Raw genomic sequence first — 15,602 nt, 5'->3', positions numbered from 1 at the left:
TCTAATTTTAAATTTTAGTTTAAATATTTTTAAATAAAATTTAAAAATTATTCTTCAAGTCTTATATCAAGGCCAAGACCTTGTAACTCGTGAAGCAACACGTTGAAAGATTCAGGAATACCCGGTTCAGGCATTGCTTCCCCTTTTGCGATTGCTTCGTAAGTTTTCGCTCTACCAATTACGTCATCCGACTTCACGGTAAGGATTTCTCTAAGGATATTGGATGCACCGAATGCTTCAAGTGCCCAAACCTCCATCTCTCCGAATCTCTGTCCACCAAACTGCGCTTTACCTCCTAATGGCTGCTGCGTAATTAATGAATAAGGTCCGATAGAACGTGCGTGCATTTTGTCATCAACCATGTGACCCAGTTTCAGCATATAAATTACCCCTACTGTAGCCGGTTGGGAGAATCTGTCTCCGGTACCTCCATCATAAAGATACGTGGATCCGAATTCCGGAAGACCAGCCTGATTGGTATATTCAGTAATCTGATCGATATTGGCACCATCGAAGATCGGTGTTGCGAATTTCAATCCTAATTTCTGACCAGCCCATCCAAGAACGGTTTCGTAGATCTGCCCGATGTTCATACGGGAAGGTACCCCAAGTGGATTCAATACGATATCAACCGGTGTTCCGTCTTCTAAGAACGGCATATCTTCTTCACGAACGATTCTTGATACAATACCTTTGTTACCGTGACGACCCGCCATTTTATCTCCTACGTTCAGTTTACGTTTCTTAGCGATGTAAACTTTAGCAAGCTTAATAATACCTGCAGGTAGTTCGTCTCCGATTGAAATTGCGAATTTCTCACGGTTTTTAACTCCCTGAATGTCGTTGAATTTAATTTTGTAGTTGTGAATCAGCTGCTTAACCAATTCATTCTTATCAGCATCAACAGTCCAGTCAGCTCCGCTTACGTTTACGTAATCTTCAACACTCTGAAGCAGTTTGGTTGTAAACTTCACTCCTTTTCCGATGATTTCTTCATCAAGGTCATTGTTTACACCTTGGGAAGTTTTACCGTTAACAAGAGTTCCTAATTTTTCAAGAAGCGTGTTTCTTAACTGATCGAATTTCGCTTTGTACGTATTTTCGATTTCCTCAAGTTTCAGTTTCTCTTCGGTTCTTTTCTTTTTGTCTTTGATGTTTCTTGAGAAGAGTTTTTTGTTGATTACAACACCTCTTAACGAAGAATCTGCTTTTAATGAAGCATCTTTTACATCACCGGCTTTATCACCAAAGATCGCTCTAAGTAGTTTCTCTTCCGGAGTAGGATCAGATTCACCTTTTGGAGTGATTTTACCGATCATAATATCTCCAGGCTTCACATCAGCACCGATACGGATCATACCGTTTTCGTCAAGATCTTTTGTAGCTTCTTCAGAAACGTTAGGAATATCTGCTGTCAGTTCTTCCATACCTAATTTGGTATCACGAACTTCCAGTGAATATTCATCAACGTGGATTGAAGTAAACCAGTCTTCACGAACAACTTTTTCGTTAATTACGATCGCGTCCTCAAAGTTATATCCTTTCCAAGGCATGAAGGCTACTACAAGGTTTCTACCTAATGCAAGCTCTCCGTTTTCAGTTGCATAACCGTCGCAAAGCACCTGACCTTTCTGCACTTTGTCACCTACTCTTACGTTTGGTCTCAAAGTGATGGTTGTACTCTGGTTGGTTTTTCTGAACTTGGTTAATTTATAAGTTTTAGTCGCAGATTCGAATGATACTAAATCATCATCTTCGCTTCTTTCGTATTTAATGGTGATTTTGTCAGCATCTACATATTCTACAGTACCGTTTCCTTCAGCATTGATCAAGATTCTTGAATCTTTAGCAACCTGCTGCTCTAAACCTGTACCAACAATTGGAGCCTGTGGCTTCAACAAAGGAACTGCCTGACGCATCATGTTGGATCCCATCAGCGCACGGTTCGCATCATCATGCTCCAGGAACGGAATTAATGAAGCGGAAATACCGGAAATCTGATTAGGTGCAACATCGATCAAATCAACCTGCTGCGGCTCAACTACCGGATAATCACCATCAAGACGTGCAATTACACGGTCTGTAGAGATTGTTCCGTCTTCGTTCATTTCAACGTTCGCCTGAGCAATAACTTTATCTTCCTCATCTTCTGCGTTCAAGAAAACTGCAGGAGTTTTAAGGTCAACTTTTCCGTTATTTACTTTTCTGTATGGAGTTTCGATGAAACCAAGGTTGTTGATTTTAGCATAAATACCCAATGAAGAGATCAAACCAATGTTTGGTCCCTCAGGAGTTTCGATCGGACAGATACGGCCATAGTGGGTATGGTGAACGTCACGTACCTCGAAACCTGCTCTTTCTCTTGATAAACCACCAGGTCCTAAGGCAGAAAGTCTACGCTTGTGCGTGATTTCTGACAGTGGGTTGGTTTGGTCCATGAACTGAGAAAGCTGGTTGGTACCAAAGAATGAGTTAATAACTGATGTTAAAGTCTTCGCATTAACAAGATCGATCGGAGTAAAGATTTCGTTATCTCTAACGTTCATTCTTTCTCTGATTGTTCTCGCAATTCTTGAAAGACCTACACCGAACTGTCCTGATAACTGCTCACCAACAGTCTTAATTCTTCTGTTTGATAAGTGATCAATATCATCAACCTCCGCTTTAGAGTTTACCAATTCGATCAAGTGTCTTACGATCGAAATGATGTCTTCTTTAGTTAAAACTTCAGTTTTTTCAGGAATATTTAATCCTAATTTCTTGTTCAGTCTGTAACGTCCAACTTCTCCTAATGAATAACGCTGCTCAGAGAAGAATAATTTTTCGATGATTCCTCTTGCAGTTTCCTCATCTGGCGGATCTGCGTTACGTAACTGACGGTAGATATATTCAACCGCTTCTTTTTCGGAGTTGGTTGGATCTTTCTGTAATGTATTCTGGATGATAGAGAATTCGTTGGAATTTTCTTTGTGAATCAAAATTGATTTCACACCTGCATCAAGAATTAGATCTAAATGTTCTTTTTCAAGAATAGTTTCTCTGTCTAAGATGATTTCGTTTCTTTCGATAGAAACTACTTCACCTGTGTCTTCATCAACGAAATCTTCGAACCAGGTGTTCAAAACTCTCGCTGCCAAAGTTCTTCCTTCTACTTTTTTCAATGCTGCTTTAGAAACTTTCACTTCTTCTGCAAGGTCGAAAATCTGAAGGATATCTTTATCGGATTCGAATCCGATCGCTCTTAATAAGGTTGTTAACGGTAATTTTTTCTTACGGTCGATGTAAGCGTACATTACGTTATTGATGTCGGTTGTAAATTCCATCCAAGATCCTTTGAAAGGGATAATTCTGGAATAATACAGTTTAGTTCCGTTTGCGTGGTAGGTCTGACCGAAGAACACACCCGGAGATCTGTGTAACTGAGTTACGATAACACGTTCTGCACCATTGATGATGAATGATCCTGAAGGCGTCATATAAGGAACCGGACCTAAATACACATCCTGTACAACAGTCTGAAAATCTTCATGTTCAGGGTCAGTACAGTACAGTTTAAGTCGGGCTTTCAAAGGAACTGAATAAGTCAGTCCTCTTTCTACACACTCGTCGATCGAGTAGCGCGGTGAATCAACCAGATAATCCAGGAATTCGAGTACAAACTGGTTTCTGGAGTCTGAAATTGGGAAATTTTCTTCAAAGGTTTTGTAAAGAGCTTCATTTACTCTCTGCTCCGGAAGGGTATCCAACTGGAAAAAATCTTTGAAAGATTGGATCTGAATGTCCAAAAAGTCAGGCGTTTCAATTTTTCCTTTAGCTGCGGAAAAATTGATTCTTTCGTTTCCCTGAGTTTTAGCGACTGCTTTAGATTTACTCATAAAAATTTTAAAGAATGAGGGTTAAAAAATATTTTGTTTTAAAAAATATCAGAAACGAAATAAAGAAGGGAGAAAAAGCCTGAGACTGTGATGTTTGGCGCTATCAGAATTAGTCTTTGTGCTTTTTCGTGGTTCTAAAATCTAATTTCTAACTGCAACGCCGGTATATCTTTTCACGGTGTAATGCAAAATATCTTTTGGGTTTCTTCGGGACTAATGCTGCGGAATATCTATAAACAAGAAAAATCCTCTTTCACAAAACAGAAAGAGTTGATTTACAATATTTTACAGATTTACAAACAATTATTAGCGCCAAAAGGAGTGCAAATGTACACATTTTTAAGCTGTTACACAAATTTAAAACTTCCCGTGACATAAGGATCAGTTATAAAATTTGTTAAAGTTTGGATTCTCTTAAATTCCAAACTTATTCATCCACAGATTATAATTTATATATTATGGTCCTTTTTCTTGGTTTACTGAACAAAAAAGTAATTCGTATTTTTATAAATTAATGCAAGCACGATAACAAGCCTGCGGCTCATATAAAAAAAAACCGACTTCTGATACATGTGAAGTTCTTAATAATTAAAAAAAAACCGGCTCTCATAAGGAGCCGGCTTGCCGAGGATTAAGGCCTCCAGAAACTCCATTTGGAGCCATTGAAGACGGCCAGTCTTTTTGCAGAGGCTTTTTTTACATATACCATCATTCCGGGAGATGGACTTGGGATATTATTCACGTCTGTGACGGTAGGCAGAACCATGGCTTTTGTTGTAGATTCTAAAATCAGGGCCCCGTCTGCACTTGAACTCGTGGCACCGATAATGGTTTTCGCGCCCGTTTCCCCAACGGTTAGGGGCGGCTGACTTGCCAAATCGGTCGTAACATTTGCGTCCTGACCGCTGAGATCAATCCAACTTGTGCCGTTAGAATATCGCATTCTTGCCTTAGTCAGCGTGCTGGCGTCCAGTAAAATTGCTCCTTCGTTTGCGCTTGCAGCGGGGAGTGTCCGAACGTAAGGAACTATAATTCCTTTATTGTTGGTATTGGCAAACTCCAGCAGAACTGAAGTTTTGGTAGCGGCGGTTCCCAAGGCATCGCCGATGATGACCTGTGCATTAAGTACGCTGATGGAACCCAATAAAATAAATGTTATATAATTTTTCATTTTTGTGTATTTAAGTCAGTTAAAAAAGAAAGCCGAAACGATGAACACTTTCAACTTTCTTTCAAAAGTTATATTTTCTGTTACGGACAGGCAGGATTATTGAAACAGCTCCAACCTGAAGAAGTACCGTCTGAATTTATTTTCAAACATTTCGCAACGGTATCGTATACCATCATTCCTTCTTGCGGAGAAACAATTGCCAGAATCTGCGCCGTCGTCATTCTGGTGATTACAAAACCTTTGGTATTGGATTCAAGGGCCGTGTGCGCGGATTTTCGGATCATCGGCCAGTTATCGCTGTCGGCTCCAGCTCTTTTGAGAAGGGTGATGCCGGTTTTGGTATCTGCACCGGTTCCGGTAGCGGGATTGTTGTAACAGATGCAGGCGGCAATCGTAATGTGAAGGGTGACTGTGGTACTACAACCACTGGAACTGGTGACGGTATAATTAACATTTGCGGTGCCGGAAACTCCGGTTTTTGTTGTTACCATTCCGGATGCAGTGATGCTGATCAGAGCCGGCGTATCCGTACTCCAAACTCCTCCCGGTGTTACGCTGGTGAATTGGTATACAGTTGCGGGATTGTTACAGAACAAAGTAATTCCCACCGGACCTTCAGGTGTGACGACGACGGGCGGCGCTGGCGCGAAGCTGATGTCATCGATTGCCAGGTCATTTCCAAGTCCTCCGATGGAATTATTCTTTAAAAATATTTCCGCTACGGTAGAAGTCGCCACAAAATTAAATTTATATTGTATCCATGTACTGGAAGTTACATCACCTGTTGTTGTAGAACTTATCAACGCGCCTGTTACCGCGTCGTTAATTCCCATAGTCACATTGGGACGGATCGGATTGGTTGGCGACAAATCCGCAACCCAAAAGGCAAATTCATATAAAGTTCCCGGCACAAGACCGTCGACGGTTTGTCTGAAAAAGTCATCTGTCGCGTACGATGCATTAAAAATTCCAAAATATCCGTTCAGGTCGCCTGTGTGATCTGTCAAGGCCGGTGAGTTGTTATACCAGTTTGCTTTGCTTTTCACCTTGGAATAATAACCATCGGATACACCACCATTAGGAATGGCGTAATGATAACTTGTAAAACCGTTGGAGGCAGGACCCGTCGCCGCAGTTCCACTTCCGAAGGTTACAATACGGTTTGTGCCGCAAATCGCAGGTGTAGTAACTGTGTTTTTCAGGGAATTGGTGTAAACGACATGTACCACTTCGCCCGCAGCAACGTTGATGGCGGTTGCAGAACTACTGTTCGTCGTGGGATCATAGATTTTAATCTCACTACTGGCCCACGCAGGATCATTGGTTTCGGTGAGCGCATAAGTACCAGCTGGAACAGGAATCATGATTGAATTTCCATTTGTAACGACTGTTCGCACGCGTTCGTCATCTAACCATAACCCCGGTGCACTGCTCGTGCTGAGTACGGTACTTGTGAAAATACTGTGTTTGATTTGATCGGGATTTACTTTGTTTATCGCCCAACTTTGGGTTCCCACGCCTGCAGTAATTCCACTAAAACTTCTGGAAGTGGCATTGTCTGCCCAAGCACTCGTATACTCATAGATATTGGCACTGTTTCCCGCATTCTGAAAATTCGAATAAATAGTGCCGTTGTTGCTCACCGCAATATCTCGGAGGTCGTCGCCGGCGCTGGTGGTACCGCTCGGTGCGGAGATAACAGTTGGTGCTGCGTTAAACGCGCTTCCACCTGGCAGACGATAAACAGATTGATTAGTTGTGCGGATAAACACGATATCCTGGTTCGTCGGGTTCACATCCACTCGCAAAACGTTGGAAACATTTGATCCCGTGTAGGCGCTCCAACTTGTACCGCTGGAGTATTTGTAAAGTGTACCGTTTGATCCTACAGCGACAATGATGCCACCAGGACCCCCAGAAGCCACATCGATAATGTTAGCAGGCGATCCAATAGAAGTAGCCACATTGGTAACTGCATTATATGTATATACAGTGCCAGTGCTATTGCAATAAACGGCCGTATTGGCATCAATCCCGTCTACAGATCTCACATTAGTAACACCCGTGTTTTTCGCAGCCCAGACCTGACTATTCACAGGTCTCGTATATAAAGTACCGTCGGTAACATGCGTACTACCCACTTGCGAGGCATTGTTAATTACTGCCCATAGCTGACCCTCGCCGGCTCCGTGGCTGTTACCCAAGTCAAAAGCATTAAGCGCATCCGGTTGATCGTTAAGACTGAATGATCTGGAAAAACTGCTGGGTCCCGTAAGATTAAAGGCGAAATCCAGGGAAGACACTTCGCTGACTGCCTTTTTATGGACATAGATGTAGCCTGTCTGGGCATATAGCGGAAGACTGAGCAATACAGAAAGTACTGCCAGAAAAATATTTTTTTTCATTGTATTTGTGTTTTATAGAAAGTTTAAAACTGTGCACCTGATTAAAGTGCCAATTTTGAAAGGACCTACTAACTTCCAGTCCCCATGTGATTCATTTTTCCATCTTCTTAGTTAACTAAAAATGCTACAATACATTTTTACGGGTACAGAGGAAAAATTAAAGCACGAAGGGCCAAGAAGTGTGGGAAAATGGTCATTGCAAACTCTAAAACGTGTTTCAGATATTTTTCTTGTGAGCATTATCCAGGGGTTTTAAGAGGAGGACCTCTGAGAAATGATAGTAAGAGTTTATCCGACTGAATATCGGAAAAGGAAGTAATTATTTTTTGTCTAGGGTCGTGGACGCTGAAAATCGGGATGCGATAATCCCCGCTAAGTGCAGCCTTTTGAAATTTAAAGAAAAAACCAGTGGATGTCGCCTGTGTTGCACCCGTTATTTTGGCCAAACTCATTAACTGGTTATCCGAAGAATTCGAGTATGACTGGCTTTTTACCCTTCTGTCAATTTCTTGCTGAAGCTTTTTGAGTGCCTTTTTTTCTTTGTTCCTACTGGCTGCAATTTGTTTCTGTAGAGTTACAGGTTGCATTTTCGGTTCAGCAGCTTTGGAAGCGCTGACTTCTGTGTGAAGAGCAACGATTTTGGCATTAGAAATACTTGAAACTCCATAAACTGTTGCATTGCTGCTGACAAAAACAACTACCTGCGGTTCCTGTGGAGGAACAGTATAGAGGAAATCGTGTGCACCGTAAAGCAAAGGTATGCACAAAAGGGGCAACAAAATCAGCTTGAAAAAAACGGACTTAAAAAGTCTTCTTTCGACAGTTGATTGTGTTGCTCTAGAGAATAAATTTTCTTTCAAGCTTTGTGTTTTGTGTTTGGCTTTTTCCAGAAGAAATCACCGACACAAATGTAAGAATTAAAATAAGTTTTCACTCCTTTGAGAAGGAACAATATCCTCCTTATCATGTAAAATAGGTGAAAACACCCTTTTTTTCAAAGGCCAAAAATATGGCAAAACTTCCGATATTCAGGACAGGAAACAAAAAAACCTCACTTAAAAGTGAGGTTTCTTTATTTGGGTGTAAAAGAATTATTTCAATTCTACTTCAGCACCAGCTTCTTCTAATTGTTTTTTCAAAGCTTCAGCTTCGTCTTTAGAAATTCCTGATTTAATAGCAGCTGGAGCTCCATCTACCATATCTTTAGCTTCTTTAAGACCAGCACCTGTTAAATCTTTTACCAATTTAACAACAGCTAATTTAGATGCACCTGCTGATTTAAGAATTACGTCGAATTCTGTTTTTTCTTCAGCAGCTTCAGCACCAGGACCAGCCATTACTACTGCAGCAGCAGCAGGCTCGATTCCGTACTCATCCTTAAGGATAGCAGCTAATTCATTTACGTCTTTTACGGTTAGGTTTACTAGCGTTTCCGCTAAATTTTTTAAATCTGACATTGTTGTAATGTTTTAATTTGTTGAACGATTTATTTTGATTTTTTTTGAGTCTAATTACTCTGCACTAGGTGCATCTGTAGCTTCAGCGCTTGCTTCAGGAGCAGCTTCTTCAGCTGGAGTTTCTTCTGCTTTCGCTTCCTCAGCAACCGGTACAGCCTCTTCAGCTTTAGCTTCTCCTGATTCGGATTTGTTTTGAAGTGCAGAAACAACTCTTTGGATAGGTGACTGAAGTAATCCGATGATTTCTCCGATCATTTCTTCTCTTGACTTGATGTTTACAAGAGTTCCTAAATTTTCATCACCTACGTAGAAAGTTTCCTGCAAATAAGCAGATTTCAACGCAGGAAATTCAGCTTTTTTTCTGAATGTCTGAATCAGTTTTGCCGGAGCATTTGCTGTTTCAGAAATCATTAAAGCAGTGTTTCCTTTGAAAGTCTGGAACATTTCAGAGTAGTCTACTCCTTCCATCTGTTCCATTGCTTTTTGCAACAATGTATTTTTTACAACTTTAAGTGTAATGTTCTGTTTAAACGCCTGTCTTCTGAAATCTGAAGTAGACGCAGCAGTCATTCCTTCCAGGTTTGCTACATAAACCACTTTCGCGTCCTGCAACATTCCTTTTATCTCTTGTATTACTAATACTTTATCTTCTTTTGTCATTGTCTTACAGATTTTAGTTTACAGATTTAGTATCAATTGCAATACCCGGACTCATTGTAGAAGACATGTAGATGCTTTTCACATAAGTACCTTTAGCAGCAGTTGGCTTCAATTTAATTAAAGTCTGCACCAATTCCTGAGCGTTTTCTTTAATTTTAGCAGCATCAAAAGATACTTTACCAATTCCTGCGTGGATAATACCGTATTTGTCTACTTTGAAATCAATTTTACCTGCTTTCACTTCAGCTACTGCTTTACCAATTTCCATAGTTACAGTTCCTGATTTTGGATTCGGCATCAAACCTCTTGGTCCTAATACTCTACCTAATGGACCTAATTTACCCATTACAGCAGGCATAGTAACAATAACGTCAACATCTGTCCAACCTTCTTTTATCTTTTGTAAATATTCGTCAAGACCTACGTAATCTGCTCCTGCTTCTTTAGCTTCCGCTTCTTTATCAGGTGTTACCAGTGCCAAAACTTTTACATCTTTACCTGTACCGTGAGGAAGAGATACTACACCTCTTACCATTTGGTTTGCTTTTCTTGGATCTACACCCAATCTAACAGCGATATCTACAGAAGCATCAAATTTTGCAAAGTTTACTTCTTTTACCAAAGCAGAAGCTTCATCAAGAGTATAATTTTTGTTTTTTTCGATTTTACTAACCGCTTCTTTTTGCTTTTTCGTTAATTTTGCCATTTCTATTAGTTTTAAGCGTTAGTTGGTTTAGTTCCTGTTACTCTCAATCCCATAGATCTTGCAGTACCTGCGATCATTGTCAATGCAGAATCTAACGTAAAGCAGTTAAGGTCTGTCATTTTATCTTCAGCAATTTTCTGAACCTGAGCCCAGGTTACAGCACCTACTTTAGCTCTGTTTGGTTCACCAGAACCTTTCTTCACCTTAGACGCTTCCAATAACTGGATAGCAGCAGGAGGAGTTTTAATTACGAATTCAAAAGATTTGTCTTCGTATACTGTAATTACTACAGGTAAAACTTGTCCTGGCTTATCTTGCGTTCTTCCGTTAAATTGTTTACAAAACTCCATGATGTTCACACCTGCAGAACCCAAAGCTGGACCTACTGGTGGAGACGGGTTAGCAGCGCCACCCTTCACCTGAAGCTTAACCATTTTAAAGACTTTTTTAGCCATTTTTATTTTTTAAAAAATTAAGAAATTTATGAATGTGGAAGCATTTATAAATCTGTAAAGAAGCAGGCTCATCTTACTACTTTACATTTCGGACTGCAAAATTAAGAAATAATTTTAATTCTGCAAGTGTAAAGTGTTGATTTTTAATAAGAATTTTGAGGAAAATATTTCACCAGCTAATGAAGCGCTGCGTTTTCTTCGGCAAATTCGAACTTTTCAAACAGAAAAAGATTAATATTTTTTTTCATGAAAGAGCAAAACAAAACTGAAATTACCAAGAACAGCAATTAATAAAAAAAAAGACTGTTCAAACGAACAGCCTTTTTAATATTTTTAGATAAGTCTTAAACTTTTTCTACCTGCATGTAACTAAGTTCCATCGGGGTTTTTCTTCCGAAAATCATTACTGAAACCTCAATTTTCTTTTTGTCTTCGTGAAGTTTTTCGATAGTTCCATTGAATCCGTTGAAAGGACCATCGATCACCTTTACATTTTCTCCCACTACAAAAGGAATGTTGGCTTCAACAGCAAATTCTGAAAGTTCATCCATTCTTCCGAGCATTCTGTTTACTTCTGCTTTACGCATCGGAACAGGATCTCCTCCTTTAGTTAAACTCAGGAAAGATATTACTCCCGGAATATTTTTGATGATGTGAGGAATTTCCCCAACTAAATTTGCTTCAACCATTAAGTAACCAGGGTAATAAGGTTTTTCTTTCGGAACCTTCTTACCGTTTCTCATCTGAATTACCTTTTCCATAGGAATGACCACTTGGGTAACGAATGCTTCGAAACCAAGGCGCTTCATTTCGTTCTCAATATAGGTTTTCACCTTATTTTCCTGTCCACTGATGGATTTCAGAACATACCACTTCAAGTCACTCATGTTGGAAAATAATTTTAATTGAACAGGTTGATAAATATTGTTAAGATATTCGCAATAGATTTACTGAATAATGAATCTACCCCAAAAGTAAACAATGCTAAAAGAACAGTAGAAATGGTCACCACGATAGTGGAAGACTGCAAATCTGGCAACTTTGGCCACTCTACTCTATCTTTGAATTCGGTATAAGAACCTTTTAAAAAATCAACTAAGCTCATTATCTTTTTTTTGCACGGGCACAAGGACTCGAACCCTGATCAACGGTTTTGGAGACCGGTATCCTACCATTGGACGATGCCCGTAGATTAAAAAAAGTTCCGTAAGTTTCCTTACGGAACTTTAATATTTATTTAGAAATTAATCTAAGATTTCAGTTACCTGACCTGCACCAACTGTTCTACCACCTTCTCTGATCGCAAATCTAAGACCTACGTTAAGAGCGATTGGCTGTAACAATTCTACAGTAATTGTTAAGTTGTCTCCTGGCATTACCATTTCAACACCTTCTGGTAAGAAGATCTCACCTGTTACGTCAGTGGTTCTAACGTAGAACTGTGGACGGTATTTGTTGTGGAATGGAGTGTGACGACCACCTTCTTCTTTTGAAAGAACGTAAACCTCAGCTCTGAATTTTTTGTGTGGAGTTACAGAACCAGCTTTTGCGATAACCATACCTCTTTTGATATCAGTTTTCTCAATACCTCTTAACAAGATACCTACGTTATCACCAGCTTCACCTCTATCCAAGATTTTTCTGAACATCTCTACTCCAGTTACAGTTGATGTTAATTTTTCATCACCCATACCTACGATATCTACAGGATCACCTGTATTGATAACACCAGCTTCGATTCTACCAGTTGCTACAGTACCTCTACCAGTAATAGAGAATACGTCTTCGATAGGCATCAAGAATGGCTTATCCTGATCTCTTACGGGAAGTTCGATCCAAGAATCTACTGCATCCATTAATTCTTCTACAGTTGCAACCCATTTAGCATCTCCGTTAAGAGCTCCTAAAGCTGAACCTTGAATAACTGGAGAGTTATCACCGTCATAGTCATAAGAAGAAAGAAGATCTCTTACTTCTAGTTCTACCAATTCTAACAATTCTGGATCATCAACCATATCCACTTTGTTCATGAATACCAATACTCTTGGTACGTTTACCTGACGACAAAGAAGGATGTGCTCTCTTGTTTGAGGCATTGGTCCGTCAGTTGCAGCTACTACTAAGATAGCTCCGTCCATTTGAGCAGCACCTGTAACCATGTTTTTTACATAATCGGCGTGACCTGGACAGTCTACGTGAGCGTAGTGTCTGTTTGCTGTTTCATATTCAATGTGAGCAGTATTGATAGTAATACCTCTTTCTTTTTCTTCTGGTGCAGAATCGATAGAAGAGAAATCTCTTGCTGTTCCGAATCCTTTGTCAGATAATACTTTACTGATTGCTGCAGTAAGTGTAGTTTTACCATGGTCTACGTGACCGATGGTACCAATGTTCAAGTGTGGTTTGTTACGATTAAACGTTTCCTTTGCCATGATTTAAATTATTTATTTAATTATTTATTTAATTTTTCGGTGCGCAAATATAGTGAAATTTTGAATATTGGAAATCTTTTTTTTACAAAAAATTTCAACATTCAAATTCAAAGGTTTGCAGCGCCCAATTTTTCAGAATATCGGACTGCAAATTTAAGGAAAATAATTTGTTTATGAAAATATCAAAATAGTTTTAGAAATTATTTAACATTAAACCATTATTATCTTTTCTTAATTCTTTATTTTATCCTTAAAGATCGGTTCCTCAGCAAAAAACGCAATATTAAAAAACATTCTGCCTATAACATGAAAAACCACGTCTTGCTGAAAATAAAAATCTCCCAACCAGGTTGAGAGATTTTACAAGAGCCAACTATGAGATTTGAACTCACGACCTCTTCCTTACCAAGGAAGCGCTCTACCCCTGAGCTAAGTCGGCAAAATTTTAAAAAAAAATCACAGACCGTTTTTTGGTTGTGATTTTTTTTAGAGCGGAAGACGAGGGTCGAACTCGCGACATTCAGCTTGGAAGGCTGACGCTCTACCAACTGAGCTACTTCCGCATTGTGTTTACAATATGTGTTGGTAAACGGTTTGCAAATTTAAAAACATTTTTTTTAACCTGCAAATTATTTTTTGTAAAAAAGTGGGGAGAGTAGGATTCGAACCTACGAAGTCGTAAGACAGCAGAGTTACAGTCTGATCCATTTGGCCACTCTGGAATCTCCCCGATTTTTACAAAAATAATGAGCCTCCAGAGGGACTCGAACCCACGACCTGCTGATTACAAATCAGCTGCTCTAGCCAACTGAGCTATGGAGGCAAATAGATTTCAAAAGAACGCTTATCTCTTTTTGCGATTGCAAAGAAAGAGAGTTTTTCTGAAATCCACAAATTATTTTTAAGAAATTTTCATATTTTTTTTTAGGCCAGTTCTTTTTTCTTGATTAACAGCTTTTTAGCAACTTCAGCACATTGGTCCAAACTTTCTTCAAAGCTTGCTGATGTCTTCTTTACCACGATATCATCACCCGGAACTGCCAATAAAATCTCGGCCGTCTTATTTTCTTTATCCGATTTGTTTTCAACTTTCAGGTAAACTTTACACTCTACAATCTTATCATAATAGTTTTCAAGTTTGCTTAGTTTTTTTTCAATATGTTCTTCAAGCGGTGCGTGTGGTGTCAATCCCATTGACTGTACTGAAATTTTCATAACTCTACATTTTTTTTAGCTCGAGGATGAGCATTGTTAAATACTTTTTTTAATTGTTCGATATTGGCACTCGTATACACCTGCGTTGATGCAAGCGAGGAATGCCCCATAATCATCTTCACTTTAGAAATTTCAGCCCCATGCTCCAAGACGCGAGTTGCAAAACTGTGTCTCAAAATATGGGGACTCTTTTTCTTCTTCGAAGTTACAAGACTAAGGTAGGAATTAACTGCTGAATAGACAAATTTCTCATTCAGTTTTTTTCCTTTTGCGTTGATGAAAAAGTATATTCCGTGTTCTTTCAGAGGCTTACGTTCCTTCAGATATTCTTCAAACTTCAGAGAAAGCTCAGGTGAAATTGGGATAATTCTGGCCTTGTTGCCCTTCCCGATTACTTTGATTTCCAACTTACCGAAATCCACATGATCCACCAGAAGATTAATAAGTTCTGCCTTACGCATTCCGGTTTGATAAAGGGTTTCGATAATAAGTTCTTTCAGGAAATTTTTCTTTTCCGGCTGAAATTCAGCTAACTGATGGTTATTCATTTCCTCCTCTGAAAACGGAATCTGCTTCTCCGCGTAAAATTTTAGAGACTGTATATTCTCTAACGGAGATGATTTTATATGGTCAAGTTTTAATAAAAAGAGATAAAAACTTCGGAGGGAAGAGAGTTTGCGGTTGATCGATCTTTTGGATATTTTTTTTTCACTCAGATCCACCATAAAATTCCGGATCACCTTTTTATCAACAGTTCCGTAATTCTGATGGCCTTCAGTTTTCAGCAGAAATAAAGAGAAATCTTCTAAATCTCGGCGGTAACTCGTCCGCGTATGAGGAGAATAGCGTTTTTCTACGGTAATATATTCCAGAAATCTTTCAAGCATATTATAAAACAAAAAATCACTTTCCAAATATATGTATTTGAAAAGTGATTAAAGTATTTCTTAAAGAAAAATTTTACTTAAGCCTGTTCGTCTCTGCTTAAATTTCTTTGTTTGTGAGCTGCTTTCAACTTCGCCTGTCTGAAAACCACAGAAGGTTTATTGAATTGCTGTCTGCTTCTTAAAGCTCTCACAACTCCTGTTTTATCAAATTTTCTTTTGTATTTTTTTAACGCTCTGTCGATAGCTTCGCCATCTTTTACTGGGATTATTAACATAATTTACATCTCATTTTGGACTGCAAAAGTAAGATTTATTTTCGAAATGACAAATTTTTTGCTA

Annotated in this window: 14 protein-coding genes and 5 tRNA genes; all 19 read right to left on the bottom strand. The window is 39.1% G+C overall.

Going from position 1 to position 15,602, the window contains the following annotated elements:
* Positions 1-47: 47 nt before the first annotated feature.
* Positions 48-3,875 carry a DNA-directed RNA polymerase subunit beta gene (rpoB, locus tag KSK37_RS06305; protein ID WP_217200198.1) on the bottom strand — a complete coding sequence of 1,276 codons (3,828 nt, stop codon included), beginning with the start codon at positions 3,873-3,875 and terminating at the stop codon, positions 48-50.
* A 631-nt stretch (positions 3,876-4,506) separates the two neighbouring features.
* The gene (locus KSK37_RS06300; protein WP_217200196.1) at positions 4,507-5,046 is read right to left on the bottom strand and encodes a hypothetical protein; all 540 of its coding nucleotides are present in this window, start codon (positions 5,044-5,046) and stop codon (positions 4,507-4,509) included.
* Between the two features lie 80 nt (positions 5,047-5,126).
* Positions 5,127-7,451 carry a hypothetical protein gene (locus KSK37_RS06295; protein ID WP_217200194.1) on the bottom strand — a complete coding sequence of 775 codons (2,325 nt, stop codon included), beginning with the start codon at positions 7,449-7,451 and terminating at the stop codon, positions 5,127-5,129.
* Positions 7,452-7,690: 239 nt separating this feature from the next.
* Positions 7,691-8,311 carry a hypothetical protein gene (locus KSK37_RS06290; RefSeq protein ID WP_217200192.1) on the bottom strand — a complete coding sequence of 207 codons (621 nt, stop codon included), beginning with the start codon at positions 8,309-8,311 and terminating at the stop codon, positions 7,691-7,693.
* 231 nt (positions 8,312-8,542) lie between these two features.
* Positions 8,543-8,908 carry a 50S ribosomal protein L7/L12 gene (gene rplL, locus KSK37_RS06285; protein WP_088359560.1) on the bottom strand — a complete coding sequence of 122 codons (366 nt, stop codon included), beginning with the start codon at positions 8,906-8,908 and terminating at the stop codon, positions 8,543-8,545.
* A gap of 54 nt (positions 8,909-8,962) precedes the next feature.
* Positions 8,963-9,568: a 50S ribosomal protein L10 gene (gene rplJ / locus KSK37_RS06280; protein WP_217200190.1), complete on the bottom strand. Its 606-nt coding sequence runs from the start codon at positions 9,566-9,568 to the stop codon at positions 8,963-8,965.
* Positions 9,569-9,581: 13 nt separating this feature from the next.
* Entirely contained in the window at positions 9,582-10,274 is a 693-nt protein-coding gene (gene rplA, locus KSK37_RS06275) for a 50S ribosomal protein L1 (RefSeq protein WP_088359558.1), read from the bottom strand.
* 11 nt (positions 10,275-10,285) lie between these two features.
* The gene (rplK, locus tag KSK37_RS06270; RefSeq protein WP_088359557.1) at positions 10,286-10,729 is read right to left on the bottom strand and encodes a 50S ribosomal protein L11; all 444 of its coding nucleotides are present in this window, start codon (positions 10,727-10,729) and stop codon (positions 10,286-10,288) included.
* Positions 10,730-11,073: 344 nt separating this feature from the next.
* Positions 11,074-11,616 carry a transcription termination/antitermination protein NusG gene (gene nusG, locus KSK37_RS06265; RefSeq protein WP_088359556.1) on the bottom strand — a complete coding sequence of 181 codons (543 nt, stop codon included), beginning with the start codon at positions 11,614-11,616 and terminating at the stop codon, positions 11,074-11,076.
* 14 nt (positions 11,617-11,630) lie between these two features.
* The gene (gene secE / locus KSK37_RS06260) at positions 11,631-11,834 is read right to left on the bottom strand and encodes a preprotein translocase subunit SecE (protein ID WP_088359555.1); all 204 of its coding nucleotides are present in this window, start codon (positions 11,832-11,834) and stop codon (positions 11,631-11,633) included.
* 13 nt (positions 11,835-11,847) lie between these two features.
* Positions 11,848-11,918 (bottom strand) — tRNA-Trp (locus KSK37_RS06255).
* Between the two features lie 55 nt (positions 11,919-11,973).
* The gene (gene tuf / locus KSK37_RS06250; RefSeq protein ID WP_217200187.1) at positions 11,974-13,161 is read right to left on the bottom strand and encodes an elongation factor Tu; all 1,188 of its coding nucleotides are present in this window, start codon (positions 13,159-13,161) and stop codon (positions 11,974-11,976) included.
* 367 nt (positions 13,162-13,528) lie between these two features.
* Positions 13,529-13,600: transfer RNA gene (locus tag KSK37_RS06245), tRNA-Thr, on the bottom strand.
* A gap of 51 nt (positions 13,601-13,651) precedes the next feature.
* Positions 13,652-13,724: transfer RNA gene (locus KSK37_RS06240), tRNA-Gly, on the bottom strand.
* An 84-nt stretch (positions 13,725-13,808) separates the two neighbouring features.
* Positions 13,809-13,891 (bottom strand) — tRNA-Tyr (locus tag KSK37_RS06235).
* Positions 13,892-13,910: 19 nt separating this feature from the next.
* Positions 13,911-13,984, bottom strand: a tRNA-Thr gene (locus KSK37_RS06230).
* Between the two features lie 101 nt (positions 13,985-14,085).
* On the bottom strand, positions 14,086-14,376 hold the full coding sequence (locus KSK37_RS06225; RefSeq protein WP_088359553.1) for an HPF/RaiA family ribosome-associated protein: 291 nt from the start codon (positions 14,374-14,376) through the stop codon (positions 14,086-14,088).
* Positions 14,373-15,263: a tyrosine-type recombinase/integrase gene (locus KSK37_RS06220; RefSeq protein ID WP_217200703.1), complete on the bottom strand. Its 891-nt coding sequence runs from the start codon at positions 15,261-15,263 to the stop codon at positions 14,373-14,375. The genes KSK37_RS06225 and KSK37_RS06220 overlap by 4 nt, the downstream gene beginning before the upstream one ends.
* Positions 15,264-15,340: 77 nt before the next feature.
* Positions 15,341-15,538, bottom strand: a complete 198-nt coding sequence (gene rpsU / locus KSK37_RS06215) for a 30S ribosomal protein S21 (protein ID WP_088359551.1) — start codon at positions 15,536-15,538, stop codon at positions 15,341-15,343.
* Positions 15,539-15,602: the final 64 nt, after the last annotated feature.

Origin of the sequence: Kaistella soli (assembly GCF_019038595.1) — a bacterium.
Lineage (GTDB): Bacteria > Bacteroidota > Bacteroidia > Flavobacteriales > Weeksellaceae > Kaistella > Kaistella soli.
Note: the sequence above shows the minus strand (reverse complement) of the source record. Positions and strands in the feature narration are given on the sequence as shown.